This is a genomic window from Marinobacter sp. AN1 (assembly GCF_026013985.1).
Taxonomy (GTDB): Bacteria; Pseudomonadota; Gammaproteobacteria; order Pseudomonadales; family Oleiphilaceae; genus Marinobacter; species Marinobacter segnicrescens.
On sequence record NZ_CP110342.1, the window covers coordinates 125,929 to 143,713 of the forward strand.

Below are 17,785 nucleotides of genomic sequence, written 5' to 3' on the forward strand. Positions count from 1 at the left end.
TGAATCACCAGTGTCCGTTCGGCAAGAATGTTCGATTGGCAAGCAGGAGGACCGGTGCCTGAACGTGTTGTTGTGATCTACTCGGGGGGAATGGACTCATTCACCCTGCTTCACCGTGCCCTGTCAGAGGGTCACGAGGTTCATGCCTTGTCCTTCGACTATGGCCAGCGGCATGTCCGTGAGCTGAAATCGGCGTCAGACGTGTGCGAGCAGCTTGGCCTTCCCCACAAGGTAATTGATATCCGCTCCATGAAGGCGGTTATGGCCGGTTCCGCCCTGACCGGCGGTGGTGATGTGCCTGAAGGTCATTACGAGGAAGAGTCCATGAAATCCACTGTGGTGCCAAACCGCAACATGATCCTGCTCTCACTGGCCACCGGCTATGCGGTCACAGTGGAAGCAGATGCGGTCTGGTTCGGTGCCCACGGTGGTGACCATGCCATCTACCCGGATTGCCGCCCGGAGTTCGTTGAAAAAATGGACGCCGTGTGTCGCATTGCCAACTACGAACCGGTCCGCATCGAAGCTCCGTACATCCGCGCCAGCAAGACAGACATCCTGGCGGATGGCCTTGCCATGGGCCTCGATTACAGCCAGACCTGGACATGTTATAACGGGCGCGAAAAGGCCTGTGGTGTCTGTGGCTCGTGTGTGGAGCGCCTGGAAGCGTTTGCGGCCCATGGTGTCACCGATCCGCTGCCATACGAGGCGCGCAACTGATGTATCGGGTCAAGGAAGCCTTTTACACCCTGCAGGGTGAAGGCGCACAGGCTGGTCGAGCCGCTGTTTTCTGCCGTTTCAGCAAGTGTAACCTGTGGAATGGTCGTGAAGCGGATCGGGCCGATGCTGTGTGCAACTTCTGTGATACCGACTTCGTGGGTACCGACGGCCAGAATGGCGGGCAGTTCGAGACGGCAGAGGCCCTGGTGGAACATGTCGCGTCACTCTGGCCCTTTGATATTGCCGAGGGTCGGCAACAGGGTGTCGTGCCCTATGTGGTCTGCACGGGCGGCGAGCCCTTGTTGCAGCTTGATGCGCCCCTGATCGCGGCGTTCCATGACCAGGGGTTCGAGGTGGGTGTGGAAACCAACGGTACCCTGCCGGCACCTTTAGGCATCGATTGGCTGTGCGTGAGTCCCAAGGCGGACGCAAAGGTGGTAATCCGTGAATGTGATGAGCTCAAGCTGGTCTATCCCCAACCCCTGGCTATGCCGGAACGTTTCCTTTCCATCCGGGCCCGGCACTATTTTCTGTCCCCCATGGCATCGCCGGCAATGCCGGAAAGCGGTGCTGATCCGGTCAAGGCAAGTAATACCCGAAAGGCCGTGGATTACTGCCTGCGCCATCCCCGCTGGCGCCTGACCATCCAGATGCACAAGGTCGTTGGTATTGACTGAGCCCTGGCAGCCTGGTGTTACCTGGGGGCAAGGCGCAGGTCGGTAATTACCGGGTTATGGTCTGACGCCCGCCAGATATAGCCCGCAGGCAGTTCAAAGCTGCTGTGTGCGTCGTAGGCCCAGACTCTTGGCTCTTCAGCGTTGACTGCCCAGAGGTGGCTGGCCAGCACAGTCTTCCTCGCCGAGTGGTTGGCCAGGTGATAGTCGAGGGTGCCTTGCCGGCCATGGAAGCGGAATGTCCGGGTATGAAGGCCGTGAAAATCACGAACCAGGTCCTGGTAACCCGATTCGGCCAGGATCCGGAGCGGATCTTCCATGGCGTAGGCGTTGAAATCCCCCGTCAATAACACCGCGGTCTGGTCGGTGATACGGTTTGCTACCCACCGGGCCAGTTCCCGGGCGGCATCGGCCCTGGCCCGGGCAAAGCATGCCTGGCCGTCTCCCGTGGCCTGCTGCATGGGTGGAGCATTGCGGCAGCTCTTGGATTTGAGGTGCACCGCGATAATGGTAAGGGGCTGGCTGCCATCTGGAAGCTCGAACGTCTGCGCCAGCGCGGGCCGATGCCAGTCCGTGAACGCGCCCTGGCTGATCAGCTGGGGCGCTCCCACCGGGCGTGCCCGGTCAGGGCGATAGAGCAGTCCGTTGCGGATTGCATCGCTGTGAGAATCGGTAGAACCTTGCACAAATCGCCAGTGTTCTCCGAGTTGTTCTGTCAGCTGCGCTATGGCGCTTTGCGCTCCGTAACCGTCGTTCTCCAACTCGGATACTGCGAGGATGTCTGCATCCATTGCTGCTATCTGGGCGGTCAGGCGGGCCAGCTGTTGCTGGTAAGCGTCATGGCTTCGTGCGCCACGAGGGGAAGGGTACCCGCCACCCTGGCCGTTGCCATTGAACAGGTTACCCAGGTTAAGTGATGCGACCCTCAGGTTGGCGTTTTCATGCCTCACAGGTGCTGGTGAGCGTGGTTCTGTTGAGTGGAACCCAGGTGGTTCCAGCGGCTGCAGTCGCCAATGTCCGAACCGGTAGTCGAGAATACCCGTCAGGGGGCCAACCCGGTCACCCACCCGCACCGGGTTGTCCGGTGCCAGGTTGCCGGTTGGCCAGGGCACGGGGCGGGGATCCTGGCGTCGCTGACCGTCATCGAGCAGCAATCTCTCCTGCTCCTGTGCGTCAAGGTGGCGTGTCAGCCCGGGCACGGGTGGCTGGAGCTGGGTGGGTACCCACTGCACTTCCGGTGCCAGTACAAGCTCACCGTAACGGGCCAGGTTCCAGGTGTCCGTGACCGCCAGGGGCTGATCAACGTGGACCAGCATGCCTTCAAGAGACTCACGGATGTCGGCGGGCGCCTCACCGGGGTGAAATACGACGGGGGGCGGTAGCCCTGGTGAGCCACAGACGGAAACCGCGTTCACCTGGCTCAGTGAGGTCAGGCCATAGTACTCGCCTGCACGGCCGCGTAATCTGACCCGGTCGCCGGAGCGGCCGCTGCTGACCCGCGTGTGCACGAAGATGGCTTCCGAGGTGACCGGGTTGTCGTCCTGTTCAGTTGGGGCCTGCTGGAGGTAGAAACCCTCAAAGCCGCCGGGTTGGCGGAGGTCGAGGGTAATTATGCCTTCCACCGTCATCGTCTGCCCGGACAGGGGTGTCTTATCCGCCTTTCCCTGGACAGTGGATATGGGTGTAGATGGCGCACCACATGTCAGCGCCTGGACCGGAGTGACGATGGTCAGCATGACCATGACAACAACCGCTTTCTGCATAGACCGTTACCTGGTCAGGCCTTGGCCGTAGCAGGCCGGGAGACGTCAATTATACGGTATCAGCCTGGGTTGCACTTGTCTCCCGACGGTCCGGCGCCTTCATCCACGCCGGCAAGGCGTCGGCATTGGACAGCTCGAGCTGGCAGTTGTCTATATCGCCTTCCCGGCCCCCGGAGGGTAGCCCCAGCATCGGCAGCAACCAGGGCGCCATGGCCTCACGGCAACGTACTTCCAGGGGCGTATCCTCAATGCCATAGTCGGCACAGACCAGGCGACGACTGGCCGCATCCAGTCCCGCTGCCGGTTGTACTTTCAGGCTGATCATCCGGTTCCAGCGCTCATCATGCTCTTCCCGGTGCCGGGACTTGTCTCGGGCGACCCGCACCTGTCCGGTGAGCCGGCTGAGGCGATAGTCACCAAAGCCTTGCCGGCGATCGTTCCAGGCCCGAACATGCCAGCCCTGCCCGGTCATCACCAGGGTGTGGGGCTCCAGTACCAGGGTTTCCCCGTCCGGATTTTCAAGGGTGAGGTAGCGTGCTTCCAGTTTGCGTTTCTGACGACAGGCGGTAATCACCGCGCGGGTAACCTCGGGGCTGGCCTGGCCACAGGGGGCCCGCACCACACAGCTGTCAGGCAGTCCGATATCGAGGTTTTCAAAGCAGTCGCTCAGCGACTGATGCCGGCAAGCAAGCTCGAGGTACTCTTCAGGCTCACCCCGGGTCACTACGGGCTGGAAATCCGGAGCCGGGATGTAGCCTTTCAGATGCCTGTCGTATACCAGGTTGCCGGGTGCCAGTTCCCGCAGATAGGTATTGATGTCCTTTGACGCCTGCTGACGGCCAATGCCGAAGCCGTGGCAGATATGGTTGGTGGTAAGGCGACCTTCCCAAAGTGCAACAATTTCTATCAGGCGGTAACGCAGCAGCAGATCCCAGCGAATGGGCCATTCCGTTTTTTTCATAATGTCGGGCTCTTGGTGATGGCTAACAGAGGTCTGGTCGACAGCGACCGATCCATGATCACCCGACCGATGTTAGCAGTATTACCACAGGTCAGTGTGTTACGGGCGATTAATGTAAAATTTTGTGAAATGCAGTCGTGGCGCGACTTGCAGCGGTGTTTTTCTGTTCAATCCGGAGCCGTTTCGGCAACTGCGTAATGGCTGTTGTCGCTATCGGATGCTTAAATCAAGTTTGCTGTCGTTTAGTCAGCTGAATATTCACCCTGGCGGCCGCTGAGCCCCCTCCAGAACACAATCCCGGAGATTTCCCGATGACCCGAATGGTGGCGTCCCTGTCGGCGCTGATCATCAGTATTATTCTTCTGGTCAGTGGCAACGCCTTCCTGACAACACTGTTGGGTATCCGCCTTAGTATCGAGTCGGTGGAGCCTTCGGTGATCGGCTGGGTGCTGGTCTGTTATTCCGTTGGGTTTGTGCTGGGCACCCTGTATGTGAGCCGCATTATTGCCCGTGTGGGCCATATCCGCGCGTTCGCGGTCTTTGCGGCCCTGGCCGCGGTTACTGCCCTGGTCTATCCACTGTCAGTCACCATGGTGTTATGGGCGCTGCTCCGGGCCCTCTCCGGTTTCAGCATTGCCGGCGTGCTGGTCGTTATCGAAAGCTGGTTCAGTAGCCGGGCCACCAACAGTAACCGGGGAGCGCTGTTCGCGGTCTACCAGATTGTGTTCTACATTGCCGCCGCCGGGGGGCAACTGGTGGTCAACCTGGGTGACCCTGCCAACTTCATGCCTTTCACCCTGGCTGCCATCCTGCTGACGCTGGCACTGATTCCACTGTCGCTGACACGTATGGAAGCGCCTCACATTGAAACGGCGGAGCGAATGTCGTTCTTTACCCTGGCGCGGGAGTCGTTCACCGGGATGGCGGGGGCGCTGACCTGTGGTGTACTGATCGGTGGTTTCTATGCGCTGGGGCCGGTTTACGCCACCATGGCGGGGCTGGACGTATCCCGCACGTCATTTTTCATGGCGGCAGCTATCGTGGCGGCAATGATCCTGGCCTGGCCGTTGGGGCGTATCTGCGACACCTTTGACCGGCGTCGGGTGATGTTTATCGTGGCGGTGGGTGCTGCAGCAACTGCGGTGGCCGTGGCGATAGTCGGCAGTGCCAACCTGATGCTGCTGATGTTGCTGGTGGGCCTTTTTACCGGTCTCTCCGCCACGCTTTATCCCATAGCGGTGGCTATCACCAATGACCGCATGGAATCCCACCGTATCGTCGCCGCCAGTGCCACCTTGCTGCTGAGTTATGGCATAGGCAGCGTAATCGGTCCCGTTGTGATGGCGGAACTGATGGGTGTTCTCGGGCCATCAGGCCTGTTCTGGGGCAGTGCGGGTTTCCTGGTCATGCTTGCGATTGCCACCAGTTACCGTATCAGCCATACCCCCGATGTGCCGGTGGAGGAGCAGGAGCACTTTGTCGCTGCCATGCCCGAAGCCTCGCCTGTGCTGGTGGAAATCGACCCCCGGAACGAGGAGTTTCATGCGTCTCCGGAAGCGGAGGCTGACGAACTGGCACGGGAATCGGCATGACATTGCAAATTACATATTGACCTGGCGCAAACCTGATCAATGTGTAACTTGTGTTCGTCTCAATGATTAGCTTACTATTGCTGAATCTTCAGTAATCAGGACAGAGACATGGACCCGCAAACACTTCGAGACCAGTTTCCATTTGCCGTCGCCCGGGTGACCCGGCGCTGGCGCAAGCTGTTGGATGAGCGCCTGAAGGATCTGGGGGTGACCCAGGCACGCTGGTCCACCATGGTGTACCTGCAACGCGGTGGTGAGGGATTGACCCAGCGGGAGCTGGCTCACCTGATGGCGATCGAGAACCCCACCCTGGTGCGCCTGCTTGACAGCCTGGAGGAGCAGGGTCTTATCGAACGCCGGCCCTGTAAGCGTGATCGACGGGCTCGTCGCCTGTACCTCACCGGTGCTGGTGAGCGCTTCATGAGTGACCTCAATGAGCGAGGCAACCTGCTGCGCGATGAAATGCTCAAGGGCATTGAGGACAAGGACCTGGAAGTTGCGCTGAGCGTCTTCCAACGGGTTATGGAAAACGCCGCAGACCTCAAGAAGTAGCCTTTACTGCCCGGTTGAGTTTTATCGGGTGGATCGCTATGCTTGCTTCTCCTTCAGGGGAGTAGTCTCCGTAACGATATACCGTTGCGGGTGATGGTCAACATAATCGGAGCACATCTCCGTGGCCATCACGTTCTGGTGGTGCTGCGAGAATGCCGGGACCTGGCAGCAGCAGGCGGAACTGACAAGACCTGGGGAACAGCCACTTCCAAGGGCGGAGGGTGGTCGTTCCTCATGTCGTCACGTTCCGCCCCGGACTGCCAATGTTATGGATGCTTTCCTCGCCTCCACACTCTCTGTTTTTATTGCCGAGATCGGCGACAAGACCCAGCTGCTGTCACTTTTCCTGATTACCCGTTTCCATCGTCGTACCCCTGTTATTCTCGGCATACTGATTGCCACCCTGGTGAATCACGGGCTGTCGGCCCTGCTGGGTGCGTGGGTGGCAAGCTGGCTACCGCAGGCTTGGGTGCCCTGGCTGGTGGCGGGCAGTTTCGTGGCGATTGCGCTCTGGTTATTATTTCCGGACAAGGAAGGTGGCGAAGATTCCAAACTGCTTGGGCTGGGGGCCTTTGCGGCCACTACCCTCATGTTCTTCCTGGCGGAGATCGGTGACAAGACGCAGATTGCCACCGTTGTGCTCGCAGCTCGTTACGATGCAACCTTCTGGGTGATCGTGGGCACTACCGTTGGTATGCTGTTGGCCAACGTGCCGGTCATCCTCGCTGGCAAATGGATAATGGAACGAATGCCCATGGCAACGGCCAGGATCGGTGCCAGTATCCTGTTCATGGTATTGGCTGTGATCACCGTGCTGGCGGCATTCAATGGCCTTTAGTATCGATAGTGAACGGAACTCCGCCGAGACGGCGGCGTCCAAGTTAGCAACAAGTCTTGCCCGGCCCGCAACGTGGTGCTGGGTTTCGATCGGGAATACCCAAATGGTTAAAAACCTGAACTCTGGTTTTGCACTGATGATCACTGGCCTGCTGGCCTGGAGCGCTGCCCTTTGCGTTTCGGCCCAGGAAACCCCGCAAACCGGCCAGGCTCGTGGTGGTACGCCACTGGAGAGTCCAGCACAGGCGAACGACAATGCCAGCGAGGAAAACCCCGGCCCGAAGGATAGTCGGAGTCGCTCGCCGGTATGGGTGCTGGAAGGTGATCTCGCAGGGAAGTTACAGATGATGACGACCCGCTACGAGGATACCTTTGCGGAAATAGGCACTCAGCGTAGCCTGGGTTACCTGGAGTTGGTGAAGGCAAATCCTGAAGTAGACCCCTGGCTGCCCGGAGACGGCACCCGCATTACTCTGCCGCGCAAGTACGTGCTTCCGGACTCCCGCCGGGAAGGCATCGTCATCAACCTGGCCGAGTACCGCCTGTATTATTTCCGCGATGGCGGCGTTCAGGTATTCCCGGTCGGGGTAGGGACCGAAGATAACCCCTCTCCCCTGACCGATGCGGAAGTCACCATGGGCCTGGAATCGCCAGCCTGGTACCCGCCGGCGAGTATCCGGGCCGAATACGAAGCCAGCGGTGAATATCTGCCGCGGATGATCCCGCCGGGGCCGGAGAATCCTCTGGGCAGCCACGCCCTGATGTTGAGTGAAGACGGCTATCTGATCCATGGCACCAACAAGGGATTCGGCGTGGGCATGCAGGTCAGCCATGGCTGTTTCCGCATGTATAACGATGATATCTCGCGCTTCGTCAAGGAAGTTCCAAAGGGCACCCCGGTTCAGGTCATTCATCAGCCGGTCAAGGTAGGGCTGCGTAACGGCCAGCTGTGGCTGGAGGTGCACCGTGCCAAGGAAGAGTACCCGGACGATGAAAAAGAGCGTCTCTGGCAACAGGTGAACAAGGTGCTCGAGGCCTATTCCGAAGATAACAAGGGACTTGAGATCCAGCGGCGGGTTGTGGAACAGGCCGTTGATCAGGCAGACGGTGTTCCGCGTATGATTGGAGAGAGGGTGACGCAGCTGGCCAGCCGCGACGATGATTCGGCGGGGCCCACCAAAAGCGTGGGTACCGAACCGGTAGGCCGGTCGTCCGATAACCCCGGCTCTACCTCCCCGCAGCGCTGGTTCTGACGGCGGGAGGCCAGGCCTGGGACAACGCCCCCTGACCCATGAGGGACAGGGGATGCTTATCGAAGGGAGCAGGCCATGGAACGAATTAAAGCCCCGACGGGACGGCATCGATACGGCCTGTGGCTGGGTCTGATGCTGCTTGGCCTTGTATTGAGTGTCGGGCAGTGGGTATTCGCACAGTCCTCCGAAGAGCGGAAAGCCGTCGTCCTGACGATTGACGGTGCGATCGGCCCTGCAACCATGGACTACGTGGTGCGGGGAATTGAGGACGCCGAAGAAAACGGCGCTGCAATCGTGGTATTGCAGCTGGACACCCCTGGCGGGCTGATGGACTCCACCCGTACACTCATCAAGGCGATACTGGCATCCGATGTACCCGTGGCCACCTGGGTGACGCCGGCCGGTGCCCGGGCGGCCAGCGCCGGTACCTACATACTCTACGGCAGCCATATCGCGGCCATGTCCCCGGCCACCAACCTCGGTTCAGCCACGCCAGTGCAGATGGGGGGCATGCCCGGAAGCGAGGAGACCCCCGGTGAGCCCAGCGGTGAATCCAGGACTGGCGAGGAGCAGACAGACGAGTCCCGTTCGGACAAGAACAGCACCGCGATGGAACGCAAGGTCATGGAAGATGCGGTTAGCTACATCCGTGGCCTGGCGGATCGCCACGGACGCAACGGGGACTGGGCCGAGCGGGCGGTACGGGAAGCCGTAAACCTGGGTGCCACAGAGGCGCTCGATCAGAATGTCATCGATGTGGTCGCCACGGACCTGGACGACCTGCTCAGCCAGGTTCACGGGCGTGACGTCGTGATGGCTTCCGGAACCCGTACCCTGGACACCGAAAACCTCGCCATCGTGCGCCAGCAACCTGACTGGCGTACCAGTCTGCTATCGGTGATCACCGATCCCAACGTGGCTTACTTCCTGATGATCATCGGTTTCTACGGCATCATTTTCGAACTGGCAAACCCCGGTAGCCTCTACCCCGGGGTGATTGGTGCCATCTGCCTGGTGCTGGCGCTGTTCGCCTTCCAGGTGCTCTCCGTTAATTACGCTGGCCTGGCGCTGATCCTGCTCGGGCTTGCCTTTATCGTTGGTGAGGCTTTCATGCCCAGCTTCGGGATGTTGGGGGTTGGCGGGATCGTTGCCTTTGTGTTGGGCTCGGTAATCCTGATGGATGGCTCCCACCAAGCAATCTCCTTGCCAGCCGTGGGTGGTACTGCGGCCGTGGCCGGTGGTTTCATACTGTGGACAGTCACCCGGTTTATAGGGTTAAGGCGAAAGGCCCCCGCTGTGGGCACCGAACACATGCCCGAGGAACGCTGCCGGTCTTTGGAAGACTTTTCCCGGGATGGCGACTACTATCGTGGCCATGTCAGGCTTTCCGGCGAACGCTGGAATGCCATCAGTAACGAGGCCATCACCGATGGCCAGTGGGTTCGTGTACAGTCGGTAGAGGGCCTCACTGTGAAGGTGGCCCCGGAGCAACCAGATCATGGCCGTCAGGAGGCATTATGATAGGTGAACTGATTCCGTGGATTGCACCCATTGTGGTGCTATTACTGATTCTTGGCTCTGCTATCCGGATTCTGCCGGAATATGAGCGGGGCGTGGTTTTTTTCCTGGGCCGCTTTCAGGGGGTAAAGGGCCCCGGCTTGATCATTATCATCCCGGGCATCCAACAGATGGTGCGGGTTGATTTGCGGGTTATAACCCTGGATGTCCCCAGCCAGGACGTGATCTCCAAGGACAACGTGACGGTTCGGGTAAATGCAGTGCTCTATTTCCGGGTTGTGGATCCTGAAAAGGCTATCCTGCGGGTGGAGGACTACGGATCGGCGACCAGTCAGCTTTCCCAGACCACGCTGAGGTCGGTGCTGGGCAAGCATGACCTGGACGAGATGCTTTCCGAACGGGACAAGCTCAATTCTGACATCCAGGAAATCATCGATGCCCAGACCGAGGACTGGGGTATCAAGGTGGCCAACGTTGAGATCAAGCACGTGGATCTGAATGAGTCGATGATCCGCGCCATCGCCCGTCAGGCGGAAGCCGAGCGGGAGCGTCGCGCGAAGGTGATCCATGCGGAAGGCGAACTGCAGGCATCCAGGAAGCTGGTTGAAGCCGCCCAGGTGATGTCAGTGGATTCAGGGGCGATGCAGCTGCGTTACCTGCAGACCCTGGCTGACATGAGTACCAGCAACGCATCCACGATTGTGTTCCCGTTACCGATGGACATCATGGAGGCGTTCAGGAAGAAAGCCGGAGAAAGCGCCGGGTCCTCGCAGGATGGACCGAAACCGGAGAACTCGCCCGGGGCAGCCTTGTAACAAGGCTCAAGAGTGTTCAGAGACAAAAAAGGCCGGCAATCGCCGGCCTTTTTCAACGAAGCTATCCGGCCTTACTTCTGGCTGGAACGCTGAAGCATGCGAGCAGCGCGCTCGTTGGCTTCGTCTGCAGCTTGCTTGGCTTCCTTGGCTTCTGCCAGGGCCTGCTCGGCGCGACGCAGGGCAGTGTTGGCCTTGCGGTCAGCGTTGTTGGCAGTGCTCAGGGCGTTGCTTGCAGTCTGCTCAGCAGAGCTTGCAGTTGCATTTGCCTCATCAATGGCAGCCTGGTCAGTAGTGGCACAGCCAGCAGTCAGTGCGGTGGCCAGTGCAAACCCTGCGATCGTCAACTTACGCATGTCTAGAATCCCCTTATTGGTCGTTATACTTCCTGTGGTGCAGAAGTTCTGAATAAATAACATCCTGTTAAATCGGGTCCGACGGCTTACCGCCGGATTCAATGACAGTGTAAAACACTCCCGATAAAAATGTTAACTCGGGATACGTAAAAATTCTTAGGTAATTACATAAACGTAAGTCTGTTGTCAGGAACTTTTTGAATATCTGGGTTTTTCGGCCGATTTCAGGGCAGAATCCGGATGGGCGTGCCCACCTCTACCAGTTGCCAGATCTCATCCATTTCTTCGTTGTTGACCGCGATGCAGCCATCGGTCCAGTCCAGCCCCTTATAGGCGAAGGCCATATCGCCCACGTCATTGGGCAGGCCGTGGATCATGATGTTGCCGCCGGGGCGCAGGCCCCAGGCTTCGGCCAGTTTCCGGTCCCTGGGACTGGGATAGGAAACACGGATCGACTTATAGAAGTCGCTGTTGGGATTGCGGAAGTCGAGGGTGTAGTCGCCTTCGGGTGTCCGGCTGTCGCCCTCGTAGAGCTTGTGGCCTTCCGGCGTCTTGCCGAGGGAAATCCGGTAGTCGCGAACCACCCGCTCGCCGGACAGCAGGTACAGGCGCCGCTCTGCCTTTCGTACTACGACTTCACTGACCGTGCCGATCTTGCTGATGGCCGGTTGGGGCTCTGCCATGGCCAGCGTCCGTAATTCCGCCCCCTGGGTCGTTGTGGCAAGCAGTGCCAGTGTAGCGAGCAACGCTGTTGTCAGGTAGCTGCGCAACATAGTCAGTGTATCCATCATGGTCCGTCAGGTGTTGATTGAAATGATCATAATTTCGCCACTTTATAGCACATTGTTGAGGTTACGCGTAGGTAACATTTGTGGGCATATGTCACAGAAGGTTTCAATGACCCGCAGTCTATTTCCCGGTTCAGGAGTCGGTCATCTTCAGGCCCACCTTGGTGACCCGGTCTGACTCAGTTGCCCGGGCGACCAGTACGACCGGCCCCAGGGTGACCTTGTCACCGACAACAGGGTGGCCCTTGGTGCGCTTTGCAAAACACTCTGCGAGGGAGAGTTCCGGGGGCAGCTCGTCGAATTCAATACCATAGACCTGCTCCACATCCCCCAACAGGGCATCACCATTGAGTACGAAGTCGCCGAAGAAGGCGCGTTCAGCAAGGTGACGCGGCGCCTGCTTGCCCGACAGGGATTTGCCCAGTTCCGACAGGGCGCCGGACACAGCGAATACGGCGACCACGTCACCTTTCGAGATAACCAGGTCGGGGCTCGGGGCGAGGCACTGTCGGTTGCGGAAGACGCCAGCAATCGAGGTGTTGTCAGGCAGCTGTAGTTGCCCCAGGGGGCGGGGGTCGTCCCAGCGATCCCCGCGTAACGGGAACAACATCAGCTCATGGTCGCCGGCGGCGGGGACATCCAGGGGCAGGCGGCGATAGGGCTCGCCAGTGGCCGGTACTTCCAGTTTGAGTTTGCGGGCCAGGGGTGCGAGCGAGCTGCCCTGAACCACCAGTGATACCAGCACAATGAAGAACGCAAAATGGAAGATGTCACGGGCTTCGGGCAGTCCCGCCATGATCGGGAACAGGGCCAGCACGATGGGCACTGCTCCCCGCAGACCGACCCAGCTTATATACAGCAGTTCGCGCCGGTTAAAGCCGAAAGGCCACAGGGTACTGAAAACAGCCAGCGGGCGGATCACGAAGATCAGCGCGAGGGCGAGGATCAGGCCGCCGCCGACCAGCGGCAACAGGTCCGACGGACTCACCAGCAGGCCCAGCATCAGGAACAGGCATAGCTGTGCCAGCCATGCCAGGCCATCATGAACCTGCAGGATCATGGGCATCATACGCACCGGCCGGTTGCCGATAATGACTCCGGCGAGGTAGATCGCGAGGAAGCCACTGCCACCGAGGATATTGGTGCCGGCAAAGACGCACAGGCCTGCGGCACCCACCATGAGCGGGTAAAGTGCTGCGGTCAGGCGGACCCGGTTGGCCATTTCGACAACCAGGAATCCGCCCAGGGTGCCAATGACGGCGCCAATACCGAACTGGCTGACCAGCATTGTGAGTCCGTCCGTCAGGGAAGAGGCACCCCCGGCGCTGAGCATGCTGACCAGCATCAGGGTCAGGAAGATGGCCATGGGGTCGTTGCTGCCGGACTCGATCTCCAGCGTGGCGCTGACACGCTCGTTCAGATGAAGCCCATGGCCCTGTAGCAGGGAAAATACGGCAGCCGCGTCGGTGGAGGAGATGATGGCACCGATCAGCAGCGCGACCATCCAGTGCAGGTCGAAAACCAGCCAGGCACAGAGGCCGGCCAGCACGGCGGTTATGAGGACACCCACCGTCGCCAGCAGCATAGCCGGCTTGAGGCCCACCCGAAAGGTTTCGGCCCGGGTACGCATACCGCCATCCAGGAGGATGACGGCCAGCGCCAGGTTGCCGATGACAAAGGCCAGCTCAAAGTCATCGAAGCGGATACCACCGGCGCCGTCCTCGCCCATCAGCATCCCCACCCCGAGAAAGATCAGCAGCACCGGCACGCCCACCCGACTGGAAAGCGGGCTGAGCAGTATGCTCATTACGAGCATGGCGGCGCCGATCAATATGAGGTAGGGATCCATGCACTCTCCGTTCAGGTTATACGATCAATAACAGCTGTCCCGAAAACCCCGGGTACCTTTCGCGTCACAACAGGTGCCACAGGGATGAATGCCGGTGGGTATTGCCTGTTTTCACATGCAGGCCTATATTGAGGCCAACGCGGGTGTAGCTCAATGGTAGAGCAGAAGCTTCCCAAGCTTAAGACGAGGGTTCGATTCCCTTCACCCGCTCCAGAATTTCACACACCCCACCTGGTCGGACCTTCTCTTAAACTGGTGTAGCACTGGTTGGAAATCAGTGCAGCTTCAACCTCGGCTGCATGGCCCGGCTGACCCGGTCCATGGCCCATATGATGGCAGTACGGACTGGCCCGTGCAGGGCGTTCTGGTGCATCCGGTAGAGAGACGCATAGAACAGCCGGGCTACCTTGCCTTCCACGTACATGGAACGCCCGGAGAGATTGCCCATCAGGTTGCCCACCGTGGTGTAGCGGCTGAAGTTAATCAGTGAGCCATGGTCGTGGTAGACAAACGGTACTGGCTCGCCACCTTCCAGGCGATGACGCAGTGTCTTGAACAGGGTGTCGGCCTGCTGGTGGGCGGCCTGGGCCCGAGGTGGTACCGGTCGGTCCGAACCTGGTTGCGGGCAGGCCGCGCAGTCGCCAAAGGCAAAGATATCCGGGTCGGTGACGGACTGCAGGGTCTGCTTGACGGCGACCTGGTTACCCCGGGTCGTTTCCACGTCCAGCCTGCCCAGCCATTCCGGTGCCTTGATGCCAGCAGCCCAGATGGTCATTTCGGAAGGGATTTCAGTGCCATCTTTCATTACCACCACATTCTTCCGTACTTCTGCTACCGGCTGGCCAGTGAGCACCTGTACATCCTGATTCTGCAGTTCACGGGTGGCAGCCAGTGAAAGCCGGGCGGGTAGCGCAGGCAGGATGCGGTCCGCGGCTTCGATAACCGACACACGGATATCTTCGGGGCTGAGATGGTTCATGCCATAGACCGGTAATTCACGGGATGCAAGGCGCAGCTCGGCGGCGAGCTCCACACCAGTAGCCCCGGCGCCGATGATGGTGATGGGCAACTGGTGGTCATGGCCCTCCTTCGCATAGTGGTTCTTGCGCAGGAAGGCGTTAAGCATCAGGTTATGGAAGCGCCGGGCCTGGGGCAGGCTGTCCAGGAACAGGCAGTGGTCCTGGGCGCCGGGGGTGCCGAAGTCATTTGCCGTACTGCCCACGGCAAGCACCAGGGTGTCGTACCGGATGTGACGCTCCGGCACGACTTCATTGCCTTCGCTGTCATGGAACGGCGCAATGACGATACGGTGATCCTGCCGGTCCAGGCCAGTCATGCGGCCCAGCTGGAACTCGTAGTGGTGTTTGCGGGCATGGGCCCGGTAGTTGATCTCGTTGGCACTGGCATCCAGCGAGCCGGAAGCGACTTCGTGCAGCAGGGGTTTCCAGACATGGGTCAGACCGGCGTCCACCAGGGTGATACGGGCCTTGCCCTTGCGCCCGAGCCTGTTGCCCAGGCGGGTAACCAGTTCCAGGCCGCCGGCACCACCGCCAACCACCACGATATGGTGTTTGTGTTCCATAGAAAGTGTTCCTGTAAGTGAGGACAGGCAGGAGTCCTTCCGTTACCCGGGCGGGTAACCGGTAGCAGGACGCCTGCCTCTCATCACTGGCAGGCAGTTAGTCTGATTTAGGGGCTCTTTGGAGCCAGTGGAGCTTGCTGCCGGGCCGTTGTTTAGCAGGCCCGGCGTATCTCTCTATTTGTCAGGGCAGGTCGGTAACTGCGCCGGTGGAAGCGGAACTGACGGTGCGGGCATACTTGGCCAGCACCCCACGGGTCACCCTGGGGGCCGGGGGCTGCCACGCCTTGCGGCGTCTCTCCATTTCTTCCTCAGACACAGCCAGTTCTATGGTGTTACTCACGGCGTCGATGGTAATGGTATCACCGTTCTCCACCAGCGCGATGGGACCGCCCTCGGCGGCTTCCGGCGTGATGTGACCCACGACAAAACCGTGGCTGCCACCGGAGAAGCGGCCGTCGGTGATCAGTGCCACGTCACTGCCCAGGCCACGGCCCATGATGGCAGAGGTGGGGCTGAGCATCTCCCGCATACCGGGGCCGCCCTTTGGTCCCTCGTAACGGATGACCAGCACATCACCAGCGACCACTGAGCCGTCCAGGATACGTTCCTGGGCCTCTTCCTCCGAGTGGAACACCTTGGCTGTGCCGGTGAAGTGAGTGCCTTCCTTGCCGGTAATCTTGGCGACCGAACCCGTTGGGGCCAGGTTGCCGAAGAGAATCCGCAAATGGCTGTCCGCCTTGATGGGGTTTTCGAAGGCATGGATGATGTCCTGGCCTTCCGGGTAGGGATCCACGCCGGCCAGGTTCTCGGCCAGGGTCTTGCCGGTCACTGTCAGGCAGTCGCCGTGCAGCAGGCCCCGGTCCAGCAGCATCTTCATCAGCGGCTGGATACCGCCAATGGCGACCAGCTCTGACATCATGTAGTGACCAGACGGCCGCAAGTCTGCCAGTACCGGCACCTTTTTACCGATTTGCACGAAATCGTCCAGGCTCAGCTCCACGCCAATGGTGCTGGCCATGCCCAGCAGGTGCAGCACCGCATTGGTGGACCCCCCCAGGGCGATGACCACGGTAATGGCGTTCTCGAAGGCTTTGCGGGTCATGATGTCGGAGGGTTTGATGTCTCCCTCCAGCAACTTCAGCACCGCGGCCCCCGCCGCTTCGCAATCCGCCAGCTTGGTGTCAGACACCGCATTCTGGGCAGAGCTGCCCGGCAGGCTCATGCCCATGGCCTCGATAGCTGAGGCCATGGTGTTGGCGGTATACATGCCACCGCAGGAGCCGGGACCCGGGATGGCGGTTTCCTCGATCTGTTTTACTTCGATCAGGTCCATGTTGCCCTGCGCATGGGCGCCCACCGCCTCGAATACGGAGATGATGTCGGTGTGATTCTCCCCGGGCTGGATGGTGCCGCCGTAGACGAATACCGACGGCCTATCCAGACGCGCCAGGCCCATCATGCAGCCGGGCATGTTCTTGTCGCAGCCGCCGATGGCCACCAACCCGTCAAAGCCCTCGCAGCCGGCCACGGTTTCGATGGAGTCGGCGATGACCTCCCGGGACACCAGGGAATACTTCATACCCTCGGTGCCGTTGGCGATGCCGTCAGAAACCGTGATGGTATTGAAAATCAAACTTTTGCCACCGGCCTGGTCGGCGCCCTTGGCGGCTTCCCGCGCGAGGCCGTCGATGTGCATGTTGCAGGGGGTGAGGTTGCTCCAGGTGGAGGCAATGCCTACCTGTGGCTTGCGGAAATCCTCGTCGGTAAAGCCCACCGCCCGCAGCATGGCGCGGCTGGCGGACTTGCCCAGGCCATCAACCACCGGGGCAGAGTGGCGACGTCGCTTGTCGTCGGTCATGGTCTCTCTCCTGAAACGTGGTGTCCCAAGAGGTTAGTGCGTGGTGGGGTGCTGCGTAAAGGCGCCCAGGGCGGTAATGATGTCTTCGGTCAGGTTTTTAACGCTGCCTGTGTCGATGTCCCGCTGGGCCAGCGAGCGTAACCCCATGATCTGGGCCTGGACCAGCCGGGCGAGCCGGCGGCTGTCTACGCCCGGTTTCAGCTCACCTTGCTCCCGTGCCCGTTCGAACAGTTCGGCCAGGTAGTCTTCGACTTCCCGGAGGCGTCGGTTAACGAGGTCCCGAAGTTCCGGCTGGTCGGAAGTCACTTCCAGGAGGGTCTTCACGACCAGGCAGGCCCTTGCGGGAGAATCCGGGGCGGTAATCTGCTCTGTGAGGGATCTCAGGTAAGTGAAGATGCCCTCCATGATGGTTGGCGACTCTTCCAGTGCTCTGCCCATGGAGTTGGACATGCGCCCTGTATACACCGCCAACGCTTCCCGGAACAGACCATCCTTGTTGCCAAAGGTGGCATACAGGCTGCCGGGCCGCATATCTAGCGCCTGCTCGATCTGTTTCATTGAGGCACCGCCGTAGCCCCGCTCCCAGAACAGTCTAACGGCATCATCCAGGGCTTTTTCCCGGTCATACTTGGCGATTCTTGGCATGGAATAACATCCGCCGGTCAGAATT

General features: G+C 60.0%; 16 protein-coding genes and 1 tRNA gene. 9 read left to right on the plus strand and 8 right to left on the minus strand.

From position 1 onward, the window contains the following. Positions 1-54 precede the first annotated feature (54 nt). Together queC and queE are read left to right on the plus strand one after the other, a co-directional pair. Positions 55-720 (plus strand): 7-cyano-7-deazaguanine synthase QueC, encoded by a 666-nt coding sequence (queC, locus tag LJ360_RS00555; protein WP_264994935.1) that lies wholly within the window; start codon positions 55-57, stop codon positions 718-720. Beyond that, entirely contained in the window at positions 720-1,397 is a 678-nt protein-coding gene (gene queE, locus LJ360_RS00560; protein WP_091855086.1) for a 7-carboxy-7-deazaguanine synthase, read from the plus strand. The genes queC and queE overlap by 1 nt, the downstream gene beginning before the upstream one ends. A gap of 17 nt (positions 1,398-1,414) precedes the next feature. Here queE and LJ360_RS00565 read toward each other — a convergent pair whose 3' ends face one another. Continuing rightward, the gene (locus LJ360_RS00565) at positions 1,415-3,157 is read right to left on the minus strand and encodes an ExeM/NucH family extracellular endonuclease (RefSeq protein ID WP_264994936.1); all 1,743 of its coding nucleotides are present in this window, start codon (positions 3,155-3,157) and stop codon (positions 1,415-1,417) included. Positions 3,158-3,206: 49 nt separating this feature from the next. Next, entirely contained in the window at positions 3,207-4,118 is a 912-nt protein-coding gene (locus LJ360_RS00570; RefSeq protein ID WP_091855090.1) for a WYL domain-containing protein, read from the minus strand. A gap of 311 nt (positions 4,119-4,429) precedes the next feature. Between LJ360_RS00570 and LJ360_RS00575 the strand changes: the two genes are divergently transcribed. The 6 genes from LJ360_RS00575 to LJ360_RS00600 all read left to right on the plus strand — a co-directional run bounded on the left by LJ360_RS00575 (position 4,430) and on the right by LJ360_RS00600 (position 10,685). Further along, positions 4,430-5,710 (plus strand): MFS transporter, encoded by a 1,281-nt coding sequence (locus tag LJ360_RS00575; protein WP_091855092.1) that lies wholly within the window; start codon positions 4,430-4,432, stop codon positions 5,708-5,710. 108 nt (positions 5,711-5,818) lie between these two features. After that, the gene (locus LJ360_RS00580; RefSeq protein ID WP_091855094.1) at positions 5,819-6,262 is read left to right on the plus strand and encodes a MarR family transcriptional regulator; all 444 of its coding nucleotides are present in this window, start codon (positions 5,819-5,821) and stop codon (positions 6,260-6,262) included. A 268-nt stretch (positions 6,263-6,530) separates the two neighbouring features. Next, positions 6,531-7,100 carry a TMEM165/GDT1 family protein gene (locus LJ360_RS00585; protein ID WP_413774440.1) on the plus strand — a complete coding sequence of 190 codons (570 nt, stop codon included), beginning with the start codon at positions 6,531-6,533 and terminating at the stop codon, positions 7,098-7,100. A gap of 103 nt (positions 7,101-7,203) precedes the next feature. Continuing rightward, positions 7,204-8,352 carry a L,D-transpeptidase family protein gene (locus tag LJ360_RS00590; RefSeq protein WP_245742724.1) on the plus strand — a complete coding sequence of 383 codons (1,149 nt, stop codon included), beginning with the start codon at positions 7,204-7,206 and terminating at the stop codon, positions 8,350-8,352. A 75-nt stretch (positions 8,353-8,427) separates the two neighbouring features. Then, entirely contained in the window at positions 8,428-9,873 is a 1,446-nt protein-coding gene (locus LJ360_RS00595) for an NfeD family protein (RefSeq protein ID WP_264994938.1), read from the plus strand. Beyond that, positions 9,870-10,685 (plus strand): slipin family protein, encoded by an 816-nt coding sequence (locus LJ360_RS00600; RefSeq protein ID WP_177186111.1) that lies wholly within the window; start codon positions 9,870-9,872, stop codon positions 10,683-10,685. Before LJ360_RS00595 ends, LJ360_RS00600 begins: the two co-directional genes overlap by 4 nt. A 71-nt stretch (positions 10,686-10,756) precedes the next feature. Here LJ360_RS00600 and LJ360_RS00605 read toward each other — a convergent pair whose 3' ends face one another. The 3 genes from LJ360_RS00605 to LJ360_RS00615 all read right to left on the minus strand — a co-directional run bounded on the left by LJ360_RS00605 (position 10,757) and on the right by LJ360_RS00615 (position 13,675). Beyond that, positions 10,757-11,038: an Lpp/OprI family alanine-zipper lipoprotein gene (locus tag LJ360_RS00605; protein ID WP_091851828.1), complete on the minus strand. Its 282-nt coding sequence runs from the start codon at positions 11,036-11,038 to the stop codon at positions 10,757-10,759. Positions 11,039-11,262: 224 nt separating this feature from the next. Beyond that, the gene (locus tag LJ360_RS00610; RefSeq protein WP_413774441.1) at positions 11,263-11,721 is read right to left on the minus strand and encodes a L,D-transpeptidase family protein; all 459 of its coding nucleotides are present in this window, start codon (positions 11,719-11,721) and stop codon (positions 11,263-11,265) included. A 238-nt stretch (positions 11,722-11,959) separates the two neighbouring features. After that, entirely contained in the window at positions 11,960-13,675 is a 1,716-nt protein-coding gene (locus LJ360_RS00615; RefSeq protein ID WP_264994939.1) for a potassium/proton antiporter, read from the minus strand. Positions 13,676-13,814: 139 nt separating this feature from the next. Between LJ360_RS00615 and LJ360_RS00620 the strand changes: the two genes are divergently transcribed. Beyond that, positions 13,815-13,888, plus strand: a tRNA-Gly gene (locus LJ360_RS00620). A 61-nt stretch (positions 13,889-13,949) separates the two neighbouring features. Here the strand turns inward: LJ360_RS00620 and LJ360_RS00625 are convergent. The 3 genes from LJ360_RS00625 to LJ360_RS00635 all read right to left on the minus strand — a co-directional run bounded on the left by LJ360_RS00625 (position 13,950) and on the right by LJ360_RS00635 (position 17,760). Next, entirely contained in the window at positions 13,950-15,257 is a 1,308-nt protein-coding gene (locus LJ360_RS00625; protein ID WP_264994940.1) for an NAD(P)/FAD-dependent oxidoreductase, read from the minus strand. A 181-nt stretch (positions 15,258-15,438) separates the two neighbouring features. Then, a complete protein-coding gene (gene ilvD / locus LJ360_RS00630) occupies positions 15,439-17,115 on the minus strand; it encodes a dihydroxy-acid dehydratase (RefSeq protein ID WP_264994941.1) in 1,677 nt (558 codons plus the stop codon). Positions 17,116-17,148: 33 nt separating this feature from the next. Beyond that, positions 17,149-17,760 carry a TetR/AcrR family transcriptional regulator gene (locus LJ360_RS00635; RefSeq protein WP_264994942.1) on the minus strand — a complete coding sequence of 204 codons (612 nt, stop codon included), beginning with the start codon at positions 17,758-17,760 and terminating at the stop codon, positions 17,149-17,151. Positions 17,761-17,785 lie beyond the last annotated feature (25 nt).

Coding starts and splice junctions, on each gene's coding strand:
- LJ360_RS00635 (WP_264994942.1), bottom strand. CDS start 17,760: ATGCCAAGAATCGCCAAGTATGACCGGGAAAAAGCCCTGGATGATGCC.
- LJ360_RS00590 (WP_245742724.1), top strand. CDS start 7,204: ATGGTTAAAAACCTGAACTCTGGTTTTGCACTGATGATCACTGGCCTG.
- LJ360_RS00585 (WP_413774440.1), top strand. CDS start 6,531: ATGGATGCTTTCCTCGCCTCCACACTCTCTGTTTTTATTGCCGAGATC.
- LJ360_RS00575 (WP_091855092.1), top strand. CDS start 4,430: ATGACCCGAATGGTGGCGTCCCTGTCGGCGCTGATCATCAGTATTATT.
- queE (WP_091855086.1), top strand. CDS start 720: ATGTATCGGGTCAAGGAAGCCTTTTACACCCTGCAGGGTGAAGGCGCA.
- LJ360_RS00580 (WP_091855094.1), top strand. CDS start 5,819: ATGGACCCGCAAACACTTCGAGACCAGTTTCCATTTGCCGTCGCCCGG.
- LJ360_RS00595 (WP_264994938.1), top strand. CDS start 8,428: ATGGAACGAATTAAAGCCCCGACGGGACGGCATCGATACGGCCTGTGG.
- LJ360_RS00600 (WP_177186111.1), top strand. CDS start 9,870: ATGATAGGTGAACTGATTCCGTGGATTGCACCCATTGTGGTGCTATTA.
- LJ360_RS00615 (WP_264994939.1), bottom strand. CDS start 13,675: ATGGATCCCTACCTCATATTGATCGGCGCCGCCATGCTCGTAATGAGC.
- ilvD (WP_264994941.1), bottom strand. CDS start 17,115: ATGACCGACGACAAGCGACGTCGCCACTCTGCCCCGGTGGTTGATGGC.
- LJ360_RS00570 (WP_091855090.1), bottom strand. CDS start 4,118: ATGAAAAAAACGGAATGGCCCATTCGCTGGGATCTGCTGCTGCGTTAC.
- LJ360_RS00610 (WP_413774441.1), bottom strand. CDS start 11,721: ATGGCAGAGCCCCAACCGGCCATCAGCAAGATCGGCACGGTCAGTGAA.
- LJ360_RS00625 (WP_264994940.1), bottom strand. CDS start 15,257: ATGGAACACAAACACCATATCGTGGTGGTTGGCGGTGGTGCCGGCGGC.
- LJ360_RS00565 (WP_264994936.1), bottom strand. CDS start 3,157: ATGCAGAAAGCGGTTGTTGTCATGGTCATGCTGACCATCGTCACTCCG.
- LJ360_RS00605 (WP_091851828.1), bottom strand. CDS start 11,038: ATGCGTAAGTTGACGATCGCAGGGTTTGCACTGGCCACCGCACTGACT.